Source organism: Empedobacter brevis (genome assembly GCF_965118635.1).
GTDB lineage: Bacteria > Bacteroidota > Bacteroidia > Flavobacteriales > Weeksellaceae > Empedobacter > Empedobacter brevis_A.
The window spans coordinates 79,380-99,239 of record NZ_CBCPHV010000004.1; the positions used below are offsets into that span (position 1 = coordinate 79,380).

17 protein-coding genes are annotated in these 19,860 nt (G+C 30.2%); 2 read left to right on the forward strand and 15 right to left on the reverse strand.

Annotation, left to right across the window (positions count from 1 at the left end; all coding sequences use genetic code 11):
* Window positions 1-2: 2 nt before the first annotated feature.
* The 4 genes from ACMHJW_RS06745 to epsC form a co-directional block, all read right to left on the reverse strand.
* Window positions 3-833: a hypothetical protein gene (locus ACMHJW_RS06745; protein WP_413532651.1), complete on the reverse strand. Its 831-nt coding sequence runs from the start codon at window positions 831-833 to the stop codon at window positions 3-5.
* A gap of 158 nt (window positions 834-991) precedes the next feature.
* The gene (gene clpB / locus ACMHJW_RS06750) at window positions 992-3,604 is read right to left on the reverse strand and encodes an ATP-dependent chaperone ClpB (RefSeq protein ID WP_413532652.1); all 2,613 of its coding nucleotides are present in this window, start codon (window positions 3,602-3,604) and stop codon (window positions 992-994) included.
* Window positions 3,605-3,763: 159 nt separating this feature from the next.
* Entirely contained in the window at window positions 3,764-4,672 is a 909-nt protein-coding gene (gene cysK / locus ACMHJW_RS06755) for a cysteine synthase A (protein ID WP_413532653.1), read from the reverse strand.
* A gap of 12 nt (window positions 4,673-4,684) precedes the next feature.
* Window positions 4,685-5,458, reverse strand: a complete 774-nt coding sequence (epsC, locus tag ACMHJW_RS06760) for a serine O-acetyltransferase EpsC (protein ID WP_413532654.1) — start codon at window positions 5,456-5,458, stop codon at window positions 4,685-4,687.
* 337 nt (window positions 5,459-5,795) lie between these two features.
* Between epsC and ACMHJW_RS06765 the strand changes: the two genes are divergently transcribed.
* Both ACMHJW_RS06765 and ACMHJW_RS06770 read left to right on the forward strand, forming a co-directional pair.
* Complete coding sequence (locus ACMHJW_RS06765; protein ID WP_413532655.1) at window positions 5,796-6,221, forward strand: DUF2147 domain-containing protein; 426 nt, start codon at window positions 5,796-5,798, stop codon at window positions 6,219-6,221.
* Between the two features lie 141 nt (window positions 6,222-6,362).
* Window positions 6,363-8,195 (forward strand): ABC transporter ATP-binding protein, encoded by a 1,833-nt coding sequence (locus tag ACMHJW_RS06770; protein WP_413532656.1) that lies wholly within the window; start codon window positions 6,363-6,365, stop codon window positions 8,193-8,195.
* Between the two features lie 56 nt (window positions 8,196-8,251).
* Here ACMHJW_RS06770 and ACMHJW_RS06775 read toward each other — a convergent pair whose 3' ends face one another.
* From ACMHJW_RS06775 to ACMHJW_RS06825, 11 genes are all read right to left on the reverse strand, one after another.
* Complete coding sequence (locus tag ACMHJW_RS06775; protein WP_413532657.1) at window positions 8,252-9,481, reverse strand: 3-phosphoshikimate 1-carboxyvinyltransferase; 1,230 nt, start codon at window positions 9,479-9,481, stop codon at window positions 8,252-8,254.
* A gap of 2 nt (window positions 9,482-9,483) precedes the next feature.
* Window positions 9,484-9,810, reverse strand: coding sequence for a nucleotide pyrophosphohydrolase (locus ACMHJW_RS06780; protein ID WP_135834709.1), 327 nt, complete (start codon window positions 9,808-9,810; stop codon window positions 9,484-9,486).
* 91 nt (window positions 9,811-9,901) lie between these two features.
* Window positions 9,902-11,908: a transglutaminase domain-containing protein gene (locus tag ACMHJW_RS06785; RefSeq protein WP_413532658.1), complete on the reverse strand. Its 2,007-nt coding sequence runs from the start codon at window positions 11,906-11,908 to the stop codon at window positions 9,902-9,904.
* A 9-nt stretch (window positions 11,909-11,917) separates the two neighbouring features.
* Window positions 11,918-13,810 carry a DUF3857 domain-containing protein gene (locus ACMHJW_RS06790; protein ID WP_413532659.1) on the reverse strand — a complete coding sequence of 631 codons (1,893 nt, stop codon included), beginning with the start codon at window positions 13,808-13,810 and terminating at the stop codon, window positions 11,918-11,920.
* A 15-nt stretch (window positions 13,811-13,825) separates the two neighbouring features.
* Window positions 13,826-14,275 carry a D-aminoacyl-tRNA deacylase gene (dtd, locus tag ACMHJW_RS06795; protein WP_413532660.1) on the reverse strand — a complete coding sequence of 150 codons (450 nt, stop codon included), beginning with the start codon at window positions 14,273-14,275 and terminating at the stop codon, window positions 13,826-13,828.
* A gap of 134 nt (window positions 14,276-14,409) precedes the next feature.
* The gene (locus ACMHJW_RS06800) at window positions 14,410-14,763 is read right to left on the reverse strand and encodes a hypothetical protein (RefSeq protein WP_413532661.1); all 354 of its coding nucleotides are present in this window, start codon (window positions 14,761-14,763) and stop codon (window positions 14,410-14,412) included.
* 22 nt (window positions 14,764-14,785) lie between these two features.
* Window positions 14,786-15,706: a ribosome small subunit-dependent GTPase A gene (rsgA, locus tag ACMHJW_RS06805; RefSeq protein WP_413532662.1), complete on the reverse strand. Its 921-nt coding sequence runs from the start codon at window positions 15,704-15,706 to the stop codon at window positions 14,786-14,788.
* A 6-nt stretch (window positions 15,707-15,712) separates the two neighbouring features.
* Window positions 15,713-16,792 (reverse strand): chorismate mutase, encoded by a 1,080-nt coding sequence (locus ACMHJW_RS06810; RefSeq protein ID WP_413532663.1) that lies wholly within the window; start codon window positions 16,790-16,792, stop codon window positions 15,713-15,715.
* A 50-nt stretch (window positions 16,793-16,842) separates the two neighbouring features.
* Window positions 16,843-17,691 carry a prephenate dehydrogenase gene (locus ACMHJW_RS06815; RefSeq protein ID WP_413532664.1) on the reverse strand — a complete coding sequence of 283 codons (849 nt, stop codon included), beginning with the start codon at window positions 17,689-17,691 and terminating at the stop codon, window positions 16,843-16,845.
* Window positions 17,688-18,830, reverse strand: coding sequence for a pyridoxal phosphate-dependent aminotransferase (locus tag ACMHJW_RS06820; RefSeq protein ID WP_413532665.1), 1,143 nt, complete (start codon window positions 18,828-18,830; stop codon window positions 17,688-17,690). The genes ACMHJW_RS06815 and ACMHJW_RS06820 overlap by 4 nt, the downstream gene beginning before the upstream one ends.
* Window positions 18,827-19,648, reverse strand: a complete 822-nt coding sequence (locus ACMHJW_RS06825) for a prephenate dehydratase (protein WP_413532666.1) — start codon at window positions 19,646-19,648, stop codon at window positions 18,827-18,829. The genes ACMHJW_RS06820 and ACMHJW_RS06825 overlap by 4 nt, the downstream gene beginning before the upstream one ends.
* Window positions 19,649-19,860 lie beyond the last annotated feature (212 nt).

A 19,860-nucleotide genomic window follows, 5' to 3' on the forward strand; every position in this document is an offset into this window, starting at 1 on the left:
ATTTATTTAACAACAAATACAATATTCATGTAAGATGAGCTTGTTGCTGATCCTTTAACATCATAAGTCATTATACCATTTTCATCAATTGATGTGACTGAAAATACATTAGTATCAAAATAGGTTACATAATAGTATAGTTGATCTTTTGTATAAGTTGGTATTGAAGAAGGAGCATTTTGGCTTTTTACTTTTGGTGTTCCGAATTGATTTAAGTACGCTGTATATAAATCAACTTTTTTTCCTGTTCCTAAAGCGGAAACATCTAAGGTTATCGATGGCATGTAGAATATTTTTGGTAGTGTGGAGTTTACAGCTTTTAATACTCCATTTGCATCTGTTGTAACGATTTTGTCTGTTATATTATTTCCTGTTTGCAAACCTTTTATTGCAAGTGTTTCTGTTGCAGTTGTTTCTATTGAAGTGGGATTTGTTAATATTCCACCTAATACAACATTTTGATTAGAATCAATTTTTAACCCATTTCTAGCTGAAACAACATTGTCTTGGCTATTAGTTAATTTAACCCACTTTCCATTAGTCGTATTATTAATTTGTTTCCAATAATAATATCCTTCAGTTAAATCATTTTGGTTAGATGTATTGTAAACTAACATGGAATTTGCTAAAAATTGTTCAGCAATTGTTTTTGATCCATTAAGTTGAAAAGTGGTTGTATTTGTTAAAGCTATTCTTGGTATAAGAATTCCAGCTGTAGAAGATTTAACATCTAAAATAGATGAAGTATTTGGCTTATCTGTTCCTATACCTACTTGTGCATGTATAAATATTCCGATAATTGCAAAAGCAATGGAAAATAAATTCTTAAACATATTTATTAAAATTTAGGCAAATTTATTTTAAATAGTAATCTAAAAATGATGATTTTATACATAAAAAAGATTAAAAATATCTTTTAGTTAAAAGTCAAAATAAAAAAATCCGCTCTTTGAGCGGATTTTTCACACATGAATAAAAATTCGTAATCTATTTACTGATTAGTTCTAAAAACTAATTTATTATCTCCTGGTTTTTCTTCGAAATAATCGATTAAAACAGCATCATTATCATTTATTGTTCCTTTCAAAATCTCTTTAGAAAGTTCATTTAAAACATCTTGTTGAATAACTCTTTTCAATGGTCGTGCTCCAAATTGAGGATCGTAACCTTTTCGAGCCAAATAATCAATTGCTTCTGGTGTAATATCTAATGTGATATCGCGTTGAGCTAATTTTTTCGCTACTCCGTTTAAATAGATATTTACAATTCCAGAAATTTGATTTTCGCTTAATGGGCGGAACAAGATAATTTCATCAATACGATTCAAAAATTCTGGTCTAAAGTTTTGTTTCAATTCTTCAAAAACCACATCTTTTGTTTCATTATAAACTTCTGCTACATTACCTTCATCAATATTCGAGAATTTCTCTAAAATTGTATGCGAACCAAAATTCGATGTCATGATGATAATTGTATTTTTGAAGTTTACCACACGACCTTTGTTATCTGTTAAACGACCATCATCTAAAACTTGTAACAAAATATTGAAAACATCTGGATGCGCTTTCTCAATTTCGTCCAATAAAATAACTGAATAAGGACGACGACGAACAGCTTCTGTTAATTGTCCACCTTCATCGTAACCAACGTAACCCGGAGGTGCCCCAACCAAACGAGAAACGGCATGGCGCTCTTGATATTCAGACATATCGATACGCGTCATTGCATTTTCATCATCGAATAAGAATTCGGCTAATGCTTTTGCTAATTCTGTTTTACCAACACCAGTTGATCCTAAGAATAAGAAAGATCCGATTGGTTTTCCTTCATCGCTAAGACCAGCTCGTGAACGACGAATAGCATCAGAAACAGCTGTAATAGCTTCTTCTTGACCTAATACACGTTTGTGTAATTCGTTTTCTAAATTCAATAATTTTTCACGATCAGATTGCATCATTTTCTGAGCTGGAACTCCAGTCCATTTTGATACAACTTCTGCAATATCATCAGCATCAACAAATTCTTTTACTAATTTATTTTGTTTATTTTCTTCAAGTTTTTGTTCTGCTTCTTCTAAATTATTTTTTGCAATAACTAAATCTTCAAATTCTAATTTTGAGGCTTTTGCATAATCATAATCACGTTTAGCTCGTTCAATTTCGAATTTAATATTTTCGATATTTTTTCTAAAATCTTGAACTTCATCAGCACGATTTCTTTCTGCTTCCCATTTCGAATTCAATTGATTTCTTTCATCTTGAAGATTAGATAATTCTTCTTTTAGAAGATTCAATTTTTTCTCGTCATCTTCACGTTTAATTGCTTCAATTTCGATTTCTAATTGAATGATTTTACGATCTAATTTATCTAACTCTTCTGGTTTAGAGTTCATCTCCATTCTCAATTTAGAAGCAGCTTCATCCATCAAATCGATGGCTTTATCTGGTAAAAAACGATCTGTGATATAACGTGTTGATAATTTTACAGCTGCAATAATCGCTTCGTCTTTAATTCCTATTTTATGATGTTGTTCATATTTATCTTTGATCCCACGTAAGATAGAAATTGCAGATTCTTCGTCTGGTTCTTCTACCATTACTTTCTGAAAACGACGTTCTAATGCTTTGTCTTTTTCAAAATATTTTTGATATTCATTTAAAGTTGTTGCACCAATTGAACGTAATTCTCCACGAGCTAAAGCTGGTTTTAGGATATTTGCTGCATCCATAGCGCCTTCTCCGCCACCGCCAGCACCAACAAGTGTATGAATCTCATCGATGAATAAAATAATTTCTCCATTAGAAGCTGTTACTTCTTTTACAACTGCTTTCAAACGTTCTTCGAATTCACCTTTGTATTTTGCTCCAGCAACTAACGCTCCCATATCCAATGAAAAGATTTGTTTATCCAAAAGATTTTCAGGAACATCTCCACTGATGATACGATGTGCTAATCCTTCTGCTATTGCAGTTTTACCAACACCTGGCTCACCAATTAAGATTGGGTTATTTTTTGTACGACGTGATAAGATTTGTAAAACACGACGAATTTCTTCGTCACGTCCAATTACAGGATCTAATTTTCCTTCTTTTGCTAAATCTGTTAAGTTTTTAGCATATTTATTTAATGAATTATATGTTCCTTCTGCATTTTCAGAAGTTACTCTTTCTCCGTTTCTCAATTCTGTTACTAATTTTTTTGTATTGTCGAATGTTACACCTCTATTTTTTAATAACTGACTTACTGGCGATACATTCTTGATTATTCCTAATAATAAATGTTCTAAGGTGATGAAATCATCATTCATCTCTTTTGCAATTTCTTGTGCTGTTTGCAAAATTTGGTTAGATGAATTGGAAAGATGATTTCCTTGTTGACCTTCTATTCTTGGATATTTATTGATTTCTAAATCTAATTCAGGTTTCAACATATCCATTTTTACACCCTGCTTTTCTAAGATTAATGATAAAACGTTTTCATCAACATCAATCATTCCTCCTAAAATATGAGCTGGTTCTATTGCTTGGTTTTTATGCTCAACAGCAATTTGTTGCGCTGATTGAATCGCTTCGCGACCTTTTATTGTAAATTGATTAAAATCCATTGTCTTTTAGTTTTTTTATATTGGTTTTGTTTTTCTATATTCATCAAAAAAAAGTCCAAACTAGAATTAAAACTTTAAAAGCTGACTTTTTGACTCAATTAAATAAAAAAAAGAGACATTTTGACAATATCTCTTTTTGTTTAAAAATTTAATAATAAATTAGAATAACCCTTCTACAGATAAATAGCGTTCGCCAGTATCGTAGTTGAGTGTCAATATTTTTGCTTCTTTATCTATGTTATTTAATTGTTTTTCAATTGCTGCAAGAGAAGCTCCAGTTGAAATTCCTACAAATAGTCCTTCTTCGTGGGCTATTTTTTTTGCAAAATCAAAGGCTTCATCTTTCGTAATTTGGATTGAAGAATCTACAATTGATGTATCTAAATTGGTTGGAATGAATCCAGCTCCAATTCCTTGAATTGCATGCGGACCAGGATTTCCTCCAGATATAACGGGAGAATCTATTGGTTCTACAGCAATTACTTTTGTTGATGGATTAACTTCTTTCAATGCTTTTCCAATTCCAGAAAGATGCCCTCCAGTTCCAACTCCTGTAATTAAATAATCTACTCCTTCAGGGAAATCTGCAAGAATTTCTTTTGCTGTGGTATTATAATGTACAGTTGGATTCGAATTATTTTCAAATTGTTGAGGAACCCAAGCTCCTTCTATTGTTTCGGCTAATTCTTTTGCTTTTTCGATTGCACCTTTCATTCCTAATTCCTTCGGAGTCAAAACAAATTCAGCACCATAAGCTTCCATTATTTTACGTCTTTCGATTGACATAGATTCTGGCATTGTAATGATGATTTTGTATCCTTTTACAGCAGCTACTAAAGACAATCCAATTCCAGTGTTTCCAGAAGTTGGTTCTATAATCGTGCCTCCAGGTTTTAGAATTCCAGCTTTTTCTGCATCTTCTATCATTGCTAAAGCGATTCTATCTTTGATTGATCCGCCGGGATTTTGTTTTTCTATTTTAATGTAAACATTATGATGAGGAAATAGTTTTGTTAGTTTAATAATTGGTGTATTTCCTATGGTTTCTAATACGTTATTGTAAATCATTGATCTAAGGTTTTAGATGATATAATTAATATGTTGTTCTTTTTTTTGCTTTTTTATCTGTGGTTGTTGTTCTTGATAAACGATAGAATTTTCTTCAATACTTTCTGTAATCCAAACATTTCCACCGATTACAGAGTTTTTTCCAATAATTGTAGATCCTCCTAAAATTGTTGCTCCAGCATAGATTGTAACATTATCTTCTATCGTTGGATGACGTTTTTTATCTGCTAAATTCTTCGAAACATAAAACGCACCTAATGTTACACCTTGATAGATTTTTACATTATCGCCAATACATGTTGTTTCTCCAATGACAATTCCAGTTCCATGATCGATATAAAAATTTTTGCCAATCGAAGCTCCGGGATGAATATCAATACCAGTTTTGGAATGTGCATATTCAGTAAAAAAGCGGGGTAGAATAGGTGTTTTTAATTTATAAAGGATATTTGCCAAACGATAGATTGCGATTGCAAAAAATCCGGGATATGCTAAAATAATTTCAATTTCTGATTTAGAAGCTGGATCATTTGCATAGAATACAAAAATCAATTCTTCTAATTCTTGTCTAAGTTTTGAAAATTGATCAAAAAAGTGAAGACTAATTTGATTCGATTTATCTTCAGGTAATATTTTTAATAAGATAGAATTGAATTGATTCAGTAGTTCCTCTCTCTTATATGAAGAATTTGGTTGTTGAAAAATCTCATCATAAATGATATTCTCTATCAATTGTTCTAATTCTTGTTTTCTAAAAGGTAAACTATATCTTGTTAGTTGATTCATTTTTTTTATTATTCTATAAACTCTATCTAAATAGTAGATAAATTTATATGTTTTTTTTATCTTAAAGAAGAAATTGTAGGAAAAAATGCAATAAATGATGAAAATTAACTTCTTTTTAACCTTCATTCAAGAATAATATAAGATTACATTTGACTTTTATGAATAAAGGTTAAAACAATTTATTTAAAATTAATTTAAAAAATAAACATTTGATAATCAATGGAATAAATCTATTTTTTGTTTAAAAAGTAATTATTTTCACAAAAAATAAACCTTAGTGTTTTATTTACACTAAAAAAGAGTTATTTTAGTGAAATAAATTTTAAAGGATAAAAATATGAAAAAATCAATTTTATTCGGATTATTCTTTATGTTGACATCTTTAATGTATGCTCAATCACCGATTGGAACTTGGAAAACAATTGATGATGAGACAAAACAACCGAAGTCTTACGTAGAAATTTTCGAGAAAGATGGAAAGCTTTATGGTAAAGTAACCAAAATTCTAACGAAAGGAAAAGAAGATGCAAAATGTACAGATTGTTCAGGAGCATTAAAAAATAAACCAATATTAGGAATGCAAGTTCTTTCTGGAATGAAGAAAAACGGAAAAGAATGGAATGGAGGTAAAATCCTAGATCCTAACAGCGGAAAAGAATACAAAGCAAAAATGTCTCTTAACGGAAATGATAAATTAGACGTAAGAGGTTTTATCGGGATTTCTCTTGTAGGAAGAACACAAACTTGGCAACGAGTTAAATAAAAAACGAAAAAAAGGTTACTCTGAGTAATCAAACCCACAAAATTTACTCTATAATGACTATTTCTAACAGAATAGTCATTATTTTTTTTGCTTAAATTTGTAGCTTCAAAACGATGTTTTGATTATTTCTAAAATAAATCAATGAGTTTAACTAAAAGAGCGTTTTCATACGCAAAACCATATAGAAAATCGTTTATTACAGCGATTATTTTCAATTTACTTTACGCACTTTTCAATGTTATTGCATTGGCTTTTATGATGCCAATTTTGAGTGTTTTGTTTGGAGAAGAAACAAATGAAGTTATTGAAAAACCTATTTACTCAGGAAACTTGGGCGATTTGAAACATTTTTTTTCAGATTATTCTGCTTATTACATGAATGAACTTTCTCAAGTGGAAGGTCCAGTTTATGTATTAGCAATTTCTTGTTTGATATTTATTGTTGCGTTTTTATTTCGAAACATTTTCAGTTTTCTTTCCGAAACTTGTCTGGTTGACTTGCGTTCTGGTGTTACACGCGATTTGCGAGTAGATATACACAATAAAATTATCGATTTGCCAGTGGCTTATTTCACAGAAAAACGAAAAGGAGATATGATAAATCGTATTTCGAGTGATGTAAATGAAGTAGAATCGAATATTTTAAATTCAATTGTTGAAATCGTTCGTTCACCAATTATGATTATCGTTTTTGTTGTCGTATTATTTACTGTAAGTTATCAATTAACGATTTTCGCAATTTTAGTTTTTCCAATTATGGGAACAATTATTTCGTTGATTGGAAAAAGCCTGAAAAAAGCTGCTGCTCATGCGCAAGACGAATTATCTAATATTATTACTTATGTAGATGAAACGTTATCATCGCTTAAGATTATCAAAATTTTTAATGCTGAAGATCAAGTAAAAGGACGTTTTGATGAATCAATTAATCGTTACCGAAAATATCTTCAAAAAGTAATGAAAAAACGAGCTTTGGCTTCTCCAACAAGTGAATTCTTAGGAGCAGTTACAATTGGATTAATCGTATTTTTTGGAGGAAAATTATCATTGGAAGGAAATGGATTAACAGGATCGCAATTTATCTTTTATATTGCAACTTTTTATACTTTATTAGACCCGATCAAACGTTTTTCTAAAGCTTTATCAGATGTACAAAAAGGAGAAGTTTCTGCAAAAAGAATTTTTGAGGTTTTGGATGCAGATGTTTCGATAAAAGATATTCCAGATGCAAAAGGAATTGAGGCTTTTGAAAATAAAATTGAATTCAGAAATGTAACTTTTGCTTACGGAAAACATGATGTGATTAAGGATTTTAATTTAACGATAAACAAAGGAGAAACGGTTGCTTTAGTTGGACAATCTGGTTCTGGGAAATCGACTTTGGCTAATTTAGTTACTCGTTTTTGGGATGTAAAATCTGGTCAAATTTTAATTGATGGAATTGATATTAAACATATAAAATTACATGATTATCGTTTATTATTTGGTTTGGTAACGCAAGATTCAATTTTGTTTAATGATACTATTTTTAATAATATATCTTTAGGAGATAAATCTCCAAACTTGCAGAAAGTAGAACATGCTGCACAAATTGCAAATGCTGAAGAATTTATTATAAAAATGCCAGATAAGTATCAAGAATCGGTAGGAGAAGGCGGAAGTAAACTTTCTGGAGGACAAAAACAACGATTGAGTATTGCGCGTGCAGTTTACAAAAATCCACCAATTATGGTATTGGACGAAGCGACTTCGGCATTGGATACAAAATCAGAAAAATTGGTACAAGTTGCCTTAAATAATATGATGCAAAATAGAACTTCTTTGGTTATTGCGCATCGTTTATCGACGATTCAGAATGCTGATAAAATTGTTGTGATGGAAGCAGGTAAAATTATTGAAGAAGGAAATCATCATTCGCTTATCGAGAAAAAAGGTGTTTATGCTAATTTGGTAAACATGCAGAATTTTGAATAAAGAATCATTTATAAAACAAAAAAATCCGCTCAATGAGCGGATTTTTTTGTTCTATTTTATATAGATTTAATCTGAAAACCTAATTGTTTCCAATCTTCCCAAAATGTTGGATATGATTTTTCAACAACCATTTCATTCTCAATTCTAATGGTATAAATTTGAGCCAAAGGAGCCATACACATTGCCATTCTATGGTCATTATAAGTTGTTAAAGTTGGTGTTTCTTCAAAACTATTATAACCTTCAATTGCTAAAGAATAGTTTGTAATGGTTATAATTGCTCCGAATTTTTCCAATTCATTTTTAAGCGCAACCAAGCGATCAGTTTCTTTAATTTTAAGCGTTTCTAAACCTGTTAAATTACATTTCGCTTTTAGCCCAACACAAGTAGCGGCGATTGTTTGAGCAATGTCTGGCGTATTAATTAAATTTAATTCGATCATAGATTTTGGCGTGAAATTTTCATCATTTTTCAATGATAAAATACCATTTTCAAAACTTGAAATTACACCAAAGTTTTCTGCATAAATATGTTGCAAAGCCGAATCTCCTTGTAAAGAATCTTGGAAATAAGTGGAAATTTTAATTTCAGAATTCTTAGACAAAGCAATTAAACTATAATAATACGAAGCAGAACTCCAATCTGATTCTACTTGTAAAGTTTGAGTTTTGATATTTTCTGTAAAAGGAATTTTGATTGTATTTCCTTCAAACTTAGCTTCAATTCCAACTTTATTCAGCAATTGAATTGTCATTTGAATATAAGGAACAGAAATGATTTTTCCGTCTAAATTGATTGTTAAACCATTTTCTAATTTTGTTCCAATCAAACATAAAGCGGTAATATATTGCGAACTTATATTAGACGAAATCGTAATTGAATCTTTCGTTAATTTCTTTCCGACAATATTTAAAGGTGGATAACCTTCATTTTCTTGATAAGAAATTTCTGCACCCAATTCATTCAACGCATCAACCAAAATTTTTATCGGACGCTGTTTCATTCTATCAGAACCTGTTAATGTAACCTTTTTTCCGTCTTGAATAGAAAAATAAGCTGTCAAAAATCGCATTGCAGTTCCGGCATGATGTATATCGACTAAATCGGTTTTGTTTGCTAATGCTTTTTGCATTAATTGAGAATCTTCTGAATTTGAAACATTTTCTAATGTCAAAACATTCTCAAATAATTGATTTAATAACAACAAGCGATTGCTTTCGCTTTTAGATCCTGTTATGGCTAATTGATTGTTTATTGGAGATTGTAGTGCTGAAATTTCAATCATGTTTATTTTAATTTATCATTGTTTTGATGACGATCGTGATCGCGTTTTGTTTTATAATCTAATTTTTTATAGAAAGCAGATTCCAAATCAACACCAGTTTGGTTTGCTAAGCAAAGTGCTACAAAAATAACATCGGCTAATTCTTCTCCTAAATCTTTGTTTTTATCTGATTCTTTTTCAGATTGTTCTCCATAACGACGAGCAATTATACGTGCAACTTCTCCAACTTCTTCTGTTAGTTGTGCCATATTTGTTAATTCGTTAAAATAACGAACGCCGTGTTCTTTGATCCAATTATCAACGTCTAATTGTGCTTGTTTAAGACTCATTTTATCTAATAATTTTTAAGAATATAAAGGTACAAAAATAAAAAGCCAACACGAGATTGGTGTTGGCTTTATTCGATATTAGAATATTTTTTTATTGTTTTACTAAAATTACTTGCTGACTTTCTGCTTGAATGATATTTGTTAAAAACTCTTTCAAAGGTTTATAATATTGAGCAGGTAAAATACTATATGGAATTACTTTTTGAGCTTGTGCGACAATATAACCATCTTTTTCGATTACTTTATAAGCATATCCACCTGTTTGGTCTTGCATTGTGAATTGTTTTTCTGTTGGTAAAGTTTCAACCTTGTAGCCTTCTGGAATTTTAATTTTTACTGTATTTGTATTGGTAGTTGGCGCACCAAATTCGATATTATAATTACGTTGATCCAAATTCAGATTATGTTTTGTATTTGCAATAAACAAAAATGGATTAAATAATATTTTATTTCCAGCAACATCTACTTTTACATCATCGAACTTGAATTGATGACGAATCATATTTTCTTTGTTATCTTGTGTTTTGAATTCAGAAATTTCAAAATTATAATCTTCTACAAATTCCTTTTCAAAAGCTTTTGGATCATTCGCAATTTCATTTTTATCGAACATGTAAAAATAATTGTCACGAACATCAGAAAATAAACCTTTCAAACTTCCATCTGCTTTTAAATCTGCTGTAATAGTTACTTTTTCGTTAGTCATAACAGAATTGCGTAACTGAATTTCTTTTATTCCTTTATCATTTACCATAAATCCACGATCATTGATTGCTCGAATTGGTAATAAATTAATTTGAGAATTTTTATCAGTTGCATCCATTAAGTAAAAATCATTATCAATTGTAGCTCCAACAATTACATAATTTAATTTGCTACGAGAAGGAAAAGCATAATTGATTAAACCATTTTGTAATGTGCTCAGAACAATTGGGTTTGCATCAAATCCTGCTTTGCGTAACATTGCTGTTAACATAAGGTTTATATCAGCAGAATTTCCAGATTTTTCGTTAAAAGCTTTTCGAATTCCTTTATCTGTATATTGACCTAAATAATCATTCCAAGTCATATTATTTTTTACATAATCGAAAATAGCTTTCGCTTTCTCAATATTTGTTGCTTTGCCTGTTATTGTTGCATTTACGGTTTCGTCTAAAAAATTATTTCCGTTTAATTGTCGACCAAATTCTTCATGATCCATCAAATCTTTACCAATCCGTTCCCAAGTTGTAGAAAAATTTTCTGAAGCTCTTCCTGGAGCATGAAATGATGCTAACTCAAACTGAATACTTGCTAACATATTTCTAGGATTAAGCACATAAGCTTCGCGAGAATAAGAAGGCAAATTTGCTAATGAATAAGTTTGTGTGTTGATTTTTAATTTAGCATTATCAATACTAGAATTTTGAGTTGTCCTTCCGTAGATATCACTTTCTCTTCTATTGTGAATTGTATAATTGTCTTCTTTAGAGTTTTTAGAGATTTTAGGAGCAAATCCACCTCGTAAATCTTGTTGATAATTAAAATATTCTTGATTTTGCATTGTAAAATTACTCGCAACTACAGGAATCGATTGTTGAAAATACCATATATCTGTATTTCCATAAAATGGAGAAATAACTTCGTATGTATATTCTAAGATTGAACCATTTTTTACATTTGGAAATGTAAACGTTTGTTTATCCATAAAGCGATGAACTTTATCTAAGAAAATATCTTTTTTCTCTACTTTTTGTTCAACAATTTTTCCATTTTCTAGGTTATATGTAACTGCTTTTAATGAAAGTAATTTCTCTTGATCAGATCCTGAATTTTTGCGTAAAGGAATTTCAACTTTCAAAACATCATCTGGTGTTTTATCTTTATCAAAAACAATAATTCTATAAAATACTTTCTTTGTTTGTTCAACTCCTCCTTGATTCGTATTAAAACTAACTTTATAATTTCCATCAGCATATAAAACTTCGGCAGGAGCATCAGCTTGAATTGTACTTTTCGTTTTCTCAAAATCTTGTTTTGATATTTTTCCAAATTTCACATCTTGCGCAAAACTTGAAACGGTTGCAATAGTAGCAACAATTGTAAATAGTGTTTTCATAGTAGTGTGTTATAGTTTTTCTAAAAGTAGTTTTGTGTTATCATAGCCTGCGATTTGTCTTCGAAATTCTACATATTCATTGTATTTTTCTTTCGAAAAAGTTCCTGGAAATTGTTTGTAAATACGTTTTATTTCGAATGAATTATTTTCCTTAGGATTAATCTCTAACAGATATTCTCCAAAAATAGATTTTATGGTAATTGGATCAAATTTTTGTGGTAATTGAAATCCAGAAGGAAGAATTAAAGTATAAAAAACTTCATCTACATATCCTGTTTCGATATTGAAATCAAACTTTCTATCTTTCATTTTTTTGACAGAAGTTTCTTCTCTATTAATAGGAATAATATTTAGAATGATATTATTTCCTTGAATTTTAGCATAGTTTGGAGCTGAAAAATCAAAATTTGAAGTGAAAATTGCATTTTTCCAATCGTTATTAAATTCTTTCTTTTTGAATGATATTCCTTGTAAGGATGAAAAACGATTTTTGAGACGAAGATCAAGATCTTTTTCGCTTAATTGATTAAATTTTGCAAAGTTCTCATAAATCAATCCTTTTGAAGTTTCTGTAAAATTAAAATTGAATGTTCCGTTTGCTAAAAGTGTTGCATTTCCATTGATGATTAACTGATTATCTTCTGTTTTAAATTGTTGAGAAGGAATAATTTTTCCACCTTTTTCATCAATAATTAATACTTTTCTATTTCCTGCAAAATCACCTAAATAATTATAAGGAGCTGTTTGGCTTGTTGCTTCCAGCCAAATATCTTTTCCATTTAGCGGAACATAAACAATCATGTGATTTCCTTGTTGATACATCATTTGTTCATCAATATCTATAGGATTTCCGGCAAATAATATGGTATGATACGATTTGATATTTACAGCATCTAACATTCCAATCATATAATTGGAAAGCGCTTTACAATCGCCGTAACTTTTCGTTTCTACATAAGAATTTGGAAAAGGAGAAAGTCCTCCAATTCCCAATTGTACACCAATATATCTAACTTTATTTTGCAAATGTTTGTACAAAATCTGAACTTTTTCTTCGTCTGATTTTGCATCTTTTACCATGTTTTGAAATACTAATTTTTGAGCAGGATTAAAATCTAATTTTGTACGAATTAAATTATCAAAAGTCCATTTTCCGTAATCGTTCCAATTGTCAAAGTTCCCTTTAACACCATCAATATTAATTTCATTTGATGCTAAAATTGCTCGAGGAAATATCTTTTGGCTTCCAACCATTTGATCTTCTTCATTAAATGCTGAAATGTTGCTTAATGAATAACTCAAATTATTATTATCACCTGTTTTTGAAATGTTATAATCCTTAAAATTATCTTCTTTTAATCGGATGATGGAAGATGTTTTGTTGACAAACTGATACGATGATTTTTCGATTGATAAATTTGCTGCTCGTATAGGCGACCAACGAGGAATCCAAAGTGTGTTTTTGTTGGTTGTAACAATTTTATAATGTATTGTATAAGGATAACTTGTTGGTGTGTAATTTAAATATTTTACTCTGTCATCTGTGTACATTTGTCCGCCAGTAACATAGCTTTGATCACTAAAATCTTTGGTTTTGAATTTTCTAATTTCCTTTCCATTCGCATCATATAAAGTTGCTTCGAATAAGTCAATTTTTGTATTGGGATCATAATTCGCTTGTGCTCCGACATAATCGTCTCCAGCTTTGCTTAAAACAGTTACAACAACATCTTCGATATATTTTAGTTCATCAATTTTTAATAATTCAATTTTTTCGTCATTTTTCCGAACAACAGCGTATGCATCTTTTATAAGATCAGTTGGAATTTGATCTACTGCATAATTTTGAGCAAAAGAATGTGAATAGATTATAAAAAATGTAAAAAGTAGAATTTGTTTCATTTAGGATTAATTAGGTTATTCTTTATTTTTCGAATCAATGATAATTGTAACTGGTCCATCATTCAATAATTCGACTTTCATATCTGCACCAAAGATTCCTTTTTGTACAGGTTTAAAATTTGTTTCTAAAATATTTAAAAAAGATTGATATTGTTCTTTTGCTAAATCTGGTTTTGAGGCTTTTATATAAGAAGGACGATTTCCTTTTTTTGTCGAAGCATGCAATGTGAATTGTGAAACAACTAAAATATCTCCTTCTGTTTGTTGAATATCTAAATTCATAACGCCATTTTCATCATTAAAAATTCGGAGTTGAATTATTTTTTTTGAAATCCATTCAAAATCTTCTTTGGTATCATCGGGTTCAAAACCAACTAAGGATAAAATTCCATTTTTAATTTTTCCTGTTATATTTCCGCCCATCATTACAGAAGCGTGTTGAACACGTTGTAAAATCACTCGCATAATTATAGGTTTTAGTAGTCTAAAATCGATTTAAATTTAAGAAAAAGTTAACAAATAAAAAACGTTACAATCCATCATTATAATGTTTTGTAACGCTTGTTGCAATTTAAGTTAGGTAAGTAATTGCTATACATTTAATTTAGCTGATTAAAATAAATTTCATCATCTGTAATTATCATATAATCTATTTCATAAAGCTTAGAAATTTCTCTAGCATTAATTATTTCTTGTTCAACTTTTTTTAATTTATCTTCTTGACTATTAGTCTTCTTAAATTCGGCAACCCACAATTTATTTGGATTAGAAGTTTTCCAATTCAAACTTTTTAGATATTCTAAAAATTTTTCCTTTTGTTCTTTTGTACATTCCACAAAATCCAATGCAATTTGTACAGATAAGTTGCTCATTTGTTTAGTTTTAACAAAGATAGAATGAGGAATTTGATTATTTTTACGTGAAACCGTAATTTGAGAAAATAAAAAAGCCATTTCTTAAGAAATGGCTTTTTTATTATTTTTCTGTATAAATATCTTCTTCTAAAAATGTGAGATAATTCTCGTATCGAGAAATTGCTATTTCTCCATTTTCTACTGCATCTCGCACAGCACATTTTGGCTCGTTGACATGAATGCAATTATCGAATTTACAATTGTGTTTTAAGTCTAAAATTTCAGGAAAATACCCTTGTAGTTCAGACTTATCGATATGTACTAAACCAAATTCTTTAATTCCTGGAGTATCGATAATGAAACCTCCAAATGGCCATTTGTACATCTGAGCAAAAGTTGTTGTATGTTGTCCTTTGCTATTAAAATCAGAAACTTCGTGTGTTTTTAAGTTAAGATCAGGATTTAATTTATTCAATAAAGTAGATTTTCCAACTCCAGAATGCCCTGAAACTAAACTTACTTTATCTTTCATTTTATCTTTTACCAAATCTAAATTCAAGCCTGTTTCTGCAGATATATCAATACTTTCGTAGCCAATAGAATTGTAAATTGATTTATAAATATCTAACTCAGCCATTTCACTTTCTGTATACGAATCCATTTTGTTGAATAGAATAATAACAGGAATATGATAGGCTTCGGCAGTTATTAAAAAACGGTCAATAAAACCAAATGAAGTTTTGGGATTCGATAGCGTTACAACCAGAAAAGCAACATCAATGTTAGATGCAATAATATGCGTTTTCTTGGATAGATTAACAGATTTTCGGATGATGTAATTTTTGCGATCATGTATGTTTGTAATAACGGCAATATCATCTTTGTCAATCTCAAAATCTACCTCATCTCCAACAGCGATTGGATTGGTGTGTTTGATATTAGCTATTCTAAATTTCCCTCTGATTCTTGCCTGATAAATAGTGCCATCTTCCGTAAGAAGATGGTACCAACTACCAGTAGATTTTATGACAATTCCTTTCAATATTTTTTAAATTTTTTCTTCTTTTTTTACCATAATTTGGTTTTGTTGTGCAACAGATTCTTGGTGAATTGCTTGCAATAATTTGTCAACAAAATCTTCAGATAATCCTAAAGAAAGTCCTGCTTTTACAGAATTATCTTTTATTTGTTTCCAACGATCTGGTTGAAAAACTGCTACATTATGTTCTTTTTTCAATTCTCCGATAGAATTAGCAACTTTCATACGTTGTGCAATTGTATCTAAGATAGAATTATCTAATTCATCAATTTGATGACGTAAATTTTCGATTCCCGTTTTGTAAATTGAATCTGGATCATCTGATTGACGAATTTCTAAATCTTTCAAAATTTCCAATAAACGAGCTGGTGTTATTTGTTGAGAAGCATCAGACCAAGCTTCATCAGGATTGTTGTGCGTTTCAATCATTAAACCATTGTACTCGAAGTTGAATGCTTGTTGTGCAACATCAAATAAACCTGTTCTGTTCCCACAAATATGTGAAGGATCACAAATAATTGGAATATTTGGTAATTTATTTTTGAAATCTAAAGCGATTTGCCATTGTGGATTATTACGGTATTTTGTTTTCTTGTAAGTTGAGAAACCACGGTGAATAGCACCTAAATTTTTGATTCCTTGACCTTCTAAACGTTCCAGAGCACCAATCCATAAATCTAAATCTGGATTTACAGGGTTTTTAACCAAAACAGTTTTATCTGTATCGCGAAGAGCTTCTGCGATTTCTTGTACTGTAAAAGGGTTTACTGTAGAACGAGCTCCAATCCATAGCACATCAACATCATATTCTAATGCTAATTTTGCATGATTTGCATTTGCAATTTCAGTGGCAATTTTCATTCCGAACTCGTCTTTTACTTTTTTCAACCAGTTTAATCCAATTGCACCAACTCCTTCAAAACAGTTTGGTTTTGTACGAGGTTTCCAAATTCCTGCGCGAAATACTTGTACATAATCTTTGTCCAAATCTTCGGCAATTGTCATCATTTGTTTTTCACTTTCTGCACTACATGGTCCAGCGATGATCATTGGTTTATCGTATTCTTTAATCCAGTTATTATTTTCCATAATGTTTACAAATTTAAGGTTTAATATTTTTCCTTTATAGTAATTATTTCTTATTTATTTAATATTCGACGTATGTCGTTTGTGTTTTTTAAGTATTGATGAATATTTTCGACATCTTTTTCTTCAATCATTTTTCTGATTTTAGAAATTTGAGTTTGATAAGCATCAATTGCATTGAGTAAATTTTCTTGATTTTGAATCAAAATTGGTGTCCACATATCAGGTGAACTTTTTGCTAAACGAACGGTAGATTCGAAACCAGAACCAGCCATATCAAAAATTGCATCTTCGTTTTTTTCTTCTTCTAAAACAGTTTGTCCCAAAGCAAACGATGTAATATGTGAAAGGTGAGAAACGTAAGCAATATGAGCATCGTGTGCTTCAGAAGTCATGGTTTTTACATTCATCCAAAGTGATTGATATATTTTTCTTACTTTTTTTACAGCTTCTTTTTCGCTTTCTTCTACATCGCATAAAATGGCAACTTTGTTCAAGAATAATTCTGGAAAAGCTGCTTTCGGACCAGAATTTTCAGTTCCCGCAATTGGGTGCGTTGCAACAAATTGTTTTCTTTTGGGATGATTCAGAACCTTTTTACAAATGCCTCCTTTTGTTGATCCCATATCCATAACAATTGTCTTTTCATTAATTTGATCTAAAATCTCTGGTAAAATTTTTTGAATGGCATTAATTGGAACCGAAATCACAACTAAATCTGATTGAGAAAGTGCTTCATTCAAAGGAGCGATTTCATCTACAATTCCTAATTCAAGAGCTTCTGTACAATGTTCAGTATTTTGATCAACACCAATTATTTTTTCGGCTACACCAACTTTTTTTAAGGCTAAAGCAAAAGAACCTCCGATTAATCCTAAACCGATTACTGAAATTGTTTTCATGCTGATAATCTTTCCTTTACTTCAATTAACTTCTCGATTGGTGCGCAAAGTGAAAAACGAATAAATCCTTCACCATTACTTCCAAAAATACTTCCAGGTGTGATAAATACTTTTTTGTTGTATAAAATATCATCAATAAATTCTTTATCATCTTTTCCTTCTGGAAGTTTAGCCCAAATAAACATTCCTGCTGCATTTGGATTATATTTTACATTTAGCAAATCGGCTATTTCCCAAATTATTTTTCTACGTTCTTCGTATACTTTTGTTAATTTATTGTACCAAGATTCGTCAACTAAAAGGGCTTTTGTTGCGGCTTTTTGTATCGCAAAATTCATTCCTGAATCCATATTTGATTTGACTTTTAGAATTGAATTGATAAAACGTTCTTTTCCAATTACCATTCCTACTCTCCAACCTGCTATATTAAATGTTTTGCTCAAAGAATTCAGTTCTACACAAACTTCTTTTGCTCCTTCTATTGCTAATATACTTGTTGGATTATCATTCAAAATAAAACTATATGGATTGTCATTAACAATCAAAATATTATGGCGAGTTGCAAATTTCACTAATTTTCTAAGAACTTCTTTCGGAGCTTTTGCTCCTGTTGGCATATGTGGATAATTTAGCCACATAATTTTCGGTTTTTGTTCGGCTAATTTTTCTAATTGTTCAAAATCTGGAAGCCAATTGTTTTCATCTTTTAAATCATAGAATAAAGGTTCTGCTTGAACTAATTCTGTTACTGATGAATAAGTTGGATAACCAGGATTTGGAATTAAAACTTTGTCTCCTTCATTTAAAAAAGCCATCGAAATGTGCATAATTCCTTCTTTAGAACCCATTAAAGGTAAAATTTCGGTTGAAAGATTTACATTTACATCAAACTTATTTTTGTAAAAAGTTGCCATTGCATCGCGCATTTCTGGAATTCCACGATAACTTTGATAGCCATTGATTCCGCTTTGCGAGTTTTTGATTAATTCCTCAATAACTTCGTGATGAGGTTGTAAATCTGGACTTCCAATTCCTAATGAAATAATTGGAATATCCGTTTTCATATTTGCTATTTCTTGTAATTTTTTAGAGAAATAGTATTCTTGAACGCTTTGTAATCGTTGGGCTTCTACTATCATTTTTTTCCCAGTTTATATTCGCCTAATATTTCTAAATCAGTTAATTTTCGTGCAATTTTCCCAAGTAATTCATAATATTGTTCTTTCTGCTCGAATGTAATATCGATGTGAAAAGAATATTCCCAAGGTTTTTCAATAATCGGAACAGATTGTATTTTATCCATATTAATTCCGCATTCTGCAATTTGATTCAAAACATCAACCAAAGCACCAGATTTGTGTGGAACAGAAAAACGCATAGAAACTTTATTGAAATCTTCGTAATCATTATGTTCGCGTTGTAATACAAAAAAACGAGTAAAATTGTCCTGAAAAGTCTGAATGTTTGAAGCGAGAATATCTAATCCATAAACTTCTGCCGCTTTTCTAGACGCAATTGCTGCAACATTATCCAAATCTTGATCTACGATATCTTTGGCTGTTAATGCTGTATCAATATCATTTACAATTCGCCAATTAGGATATTTTTCAAGAAATTTATCGCATTGCAATAAGGCCATTTGGTGCGAGCGAACTTCTTTTATGTCATCTAAGGTTTGTCCTTTTTTCACCATTAATTGATGTTGAATGGAAACATAAATTTCTCCAACAACTTTCAAATTGTATTTCGTTAACAACGCATAATTTGGTAAAATAGCTCCAGCAATTGTATTTTCTATTGCCATAATTGCTTTATCAACTTTTCCTTTTGCAAGCAATTTTGCTAAACTTTTGAATGTGTCGCATTCTACAATTTCGATGTCATTTCCTAAATAATTATTGGCTGCTTCGTGATGATATGAACCAATGTAACCTTGTATTGCAACTCTTTCTTTCATTTTTATCCACAAAAAAAGTCCCACAAATTGCGGGACTTTATATTATCTTATTATGAATGTTAACAATCAATTTTGACAACGCAGTCCCTGCTCTCCTGGATAATACCCAAAAAAGTAAAAAAAGAATGCGTTAAAATAATTGAATGTTGCCATTTCGTTTTTCTAATTGTTCTACAAATCTAAAAGATAAATTTTCAGTTTTCCAAATCTTT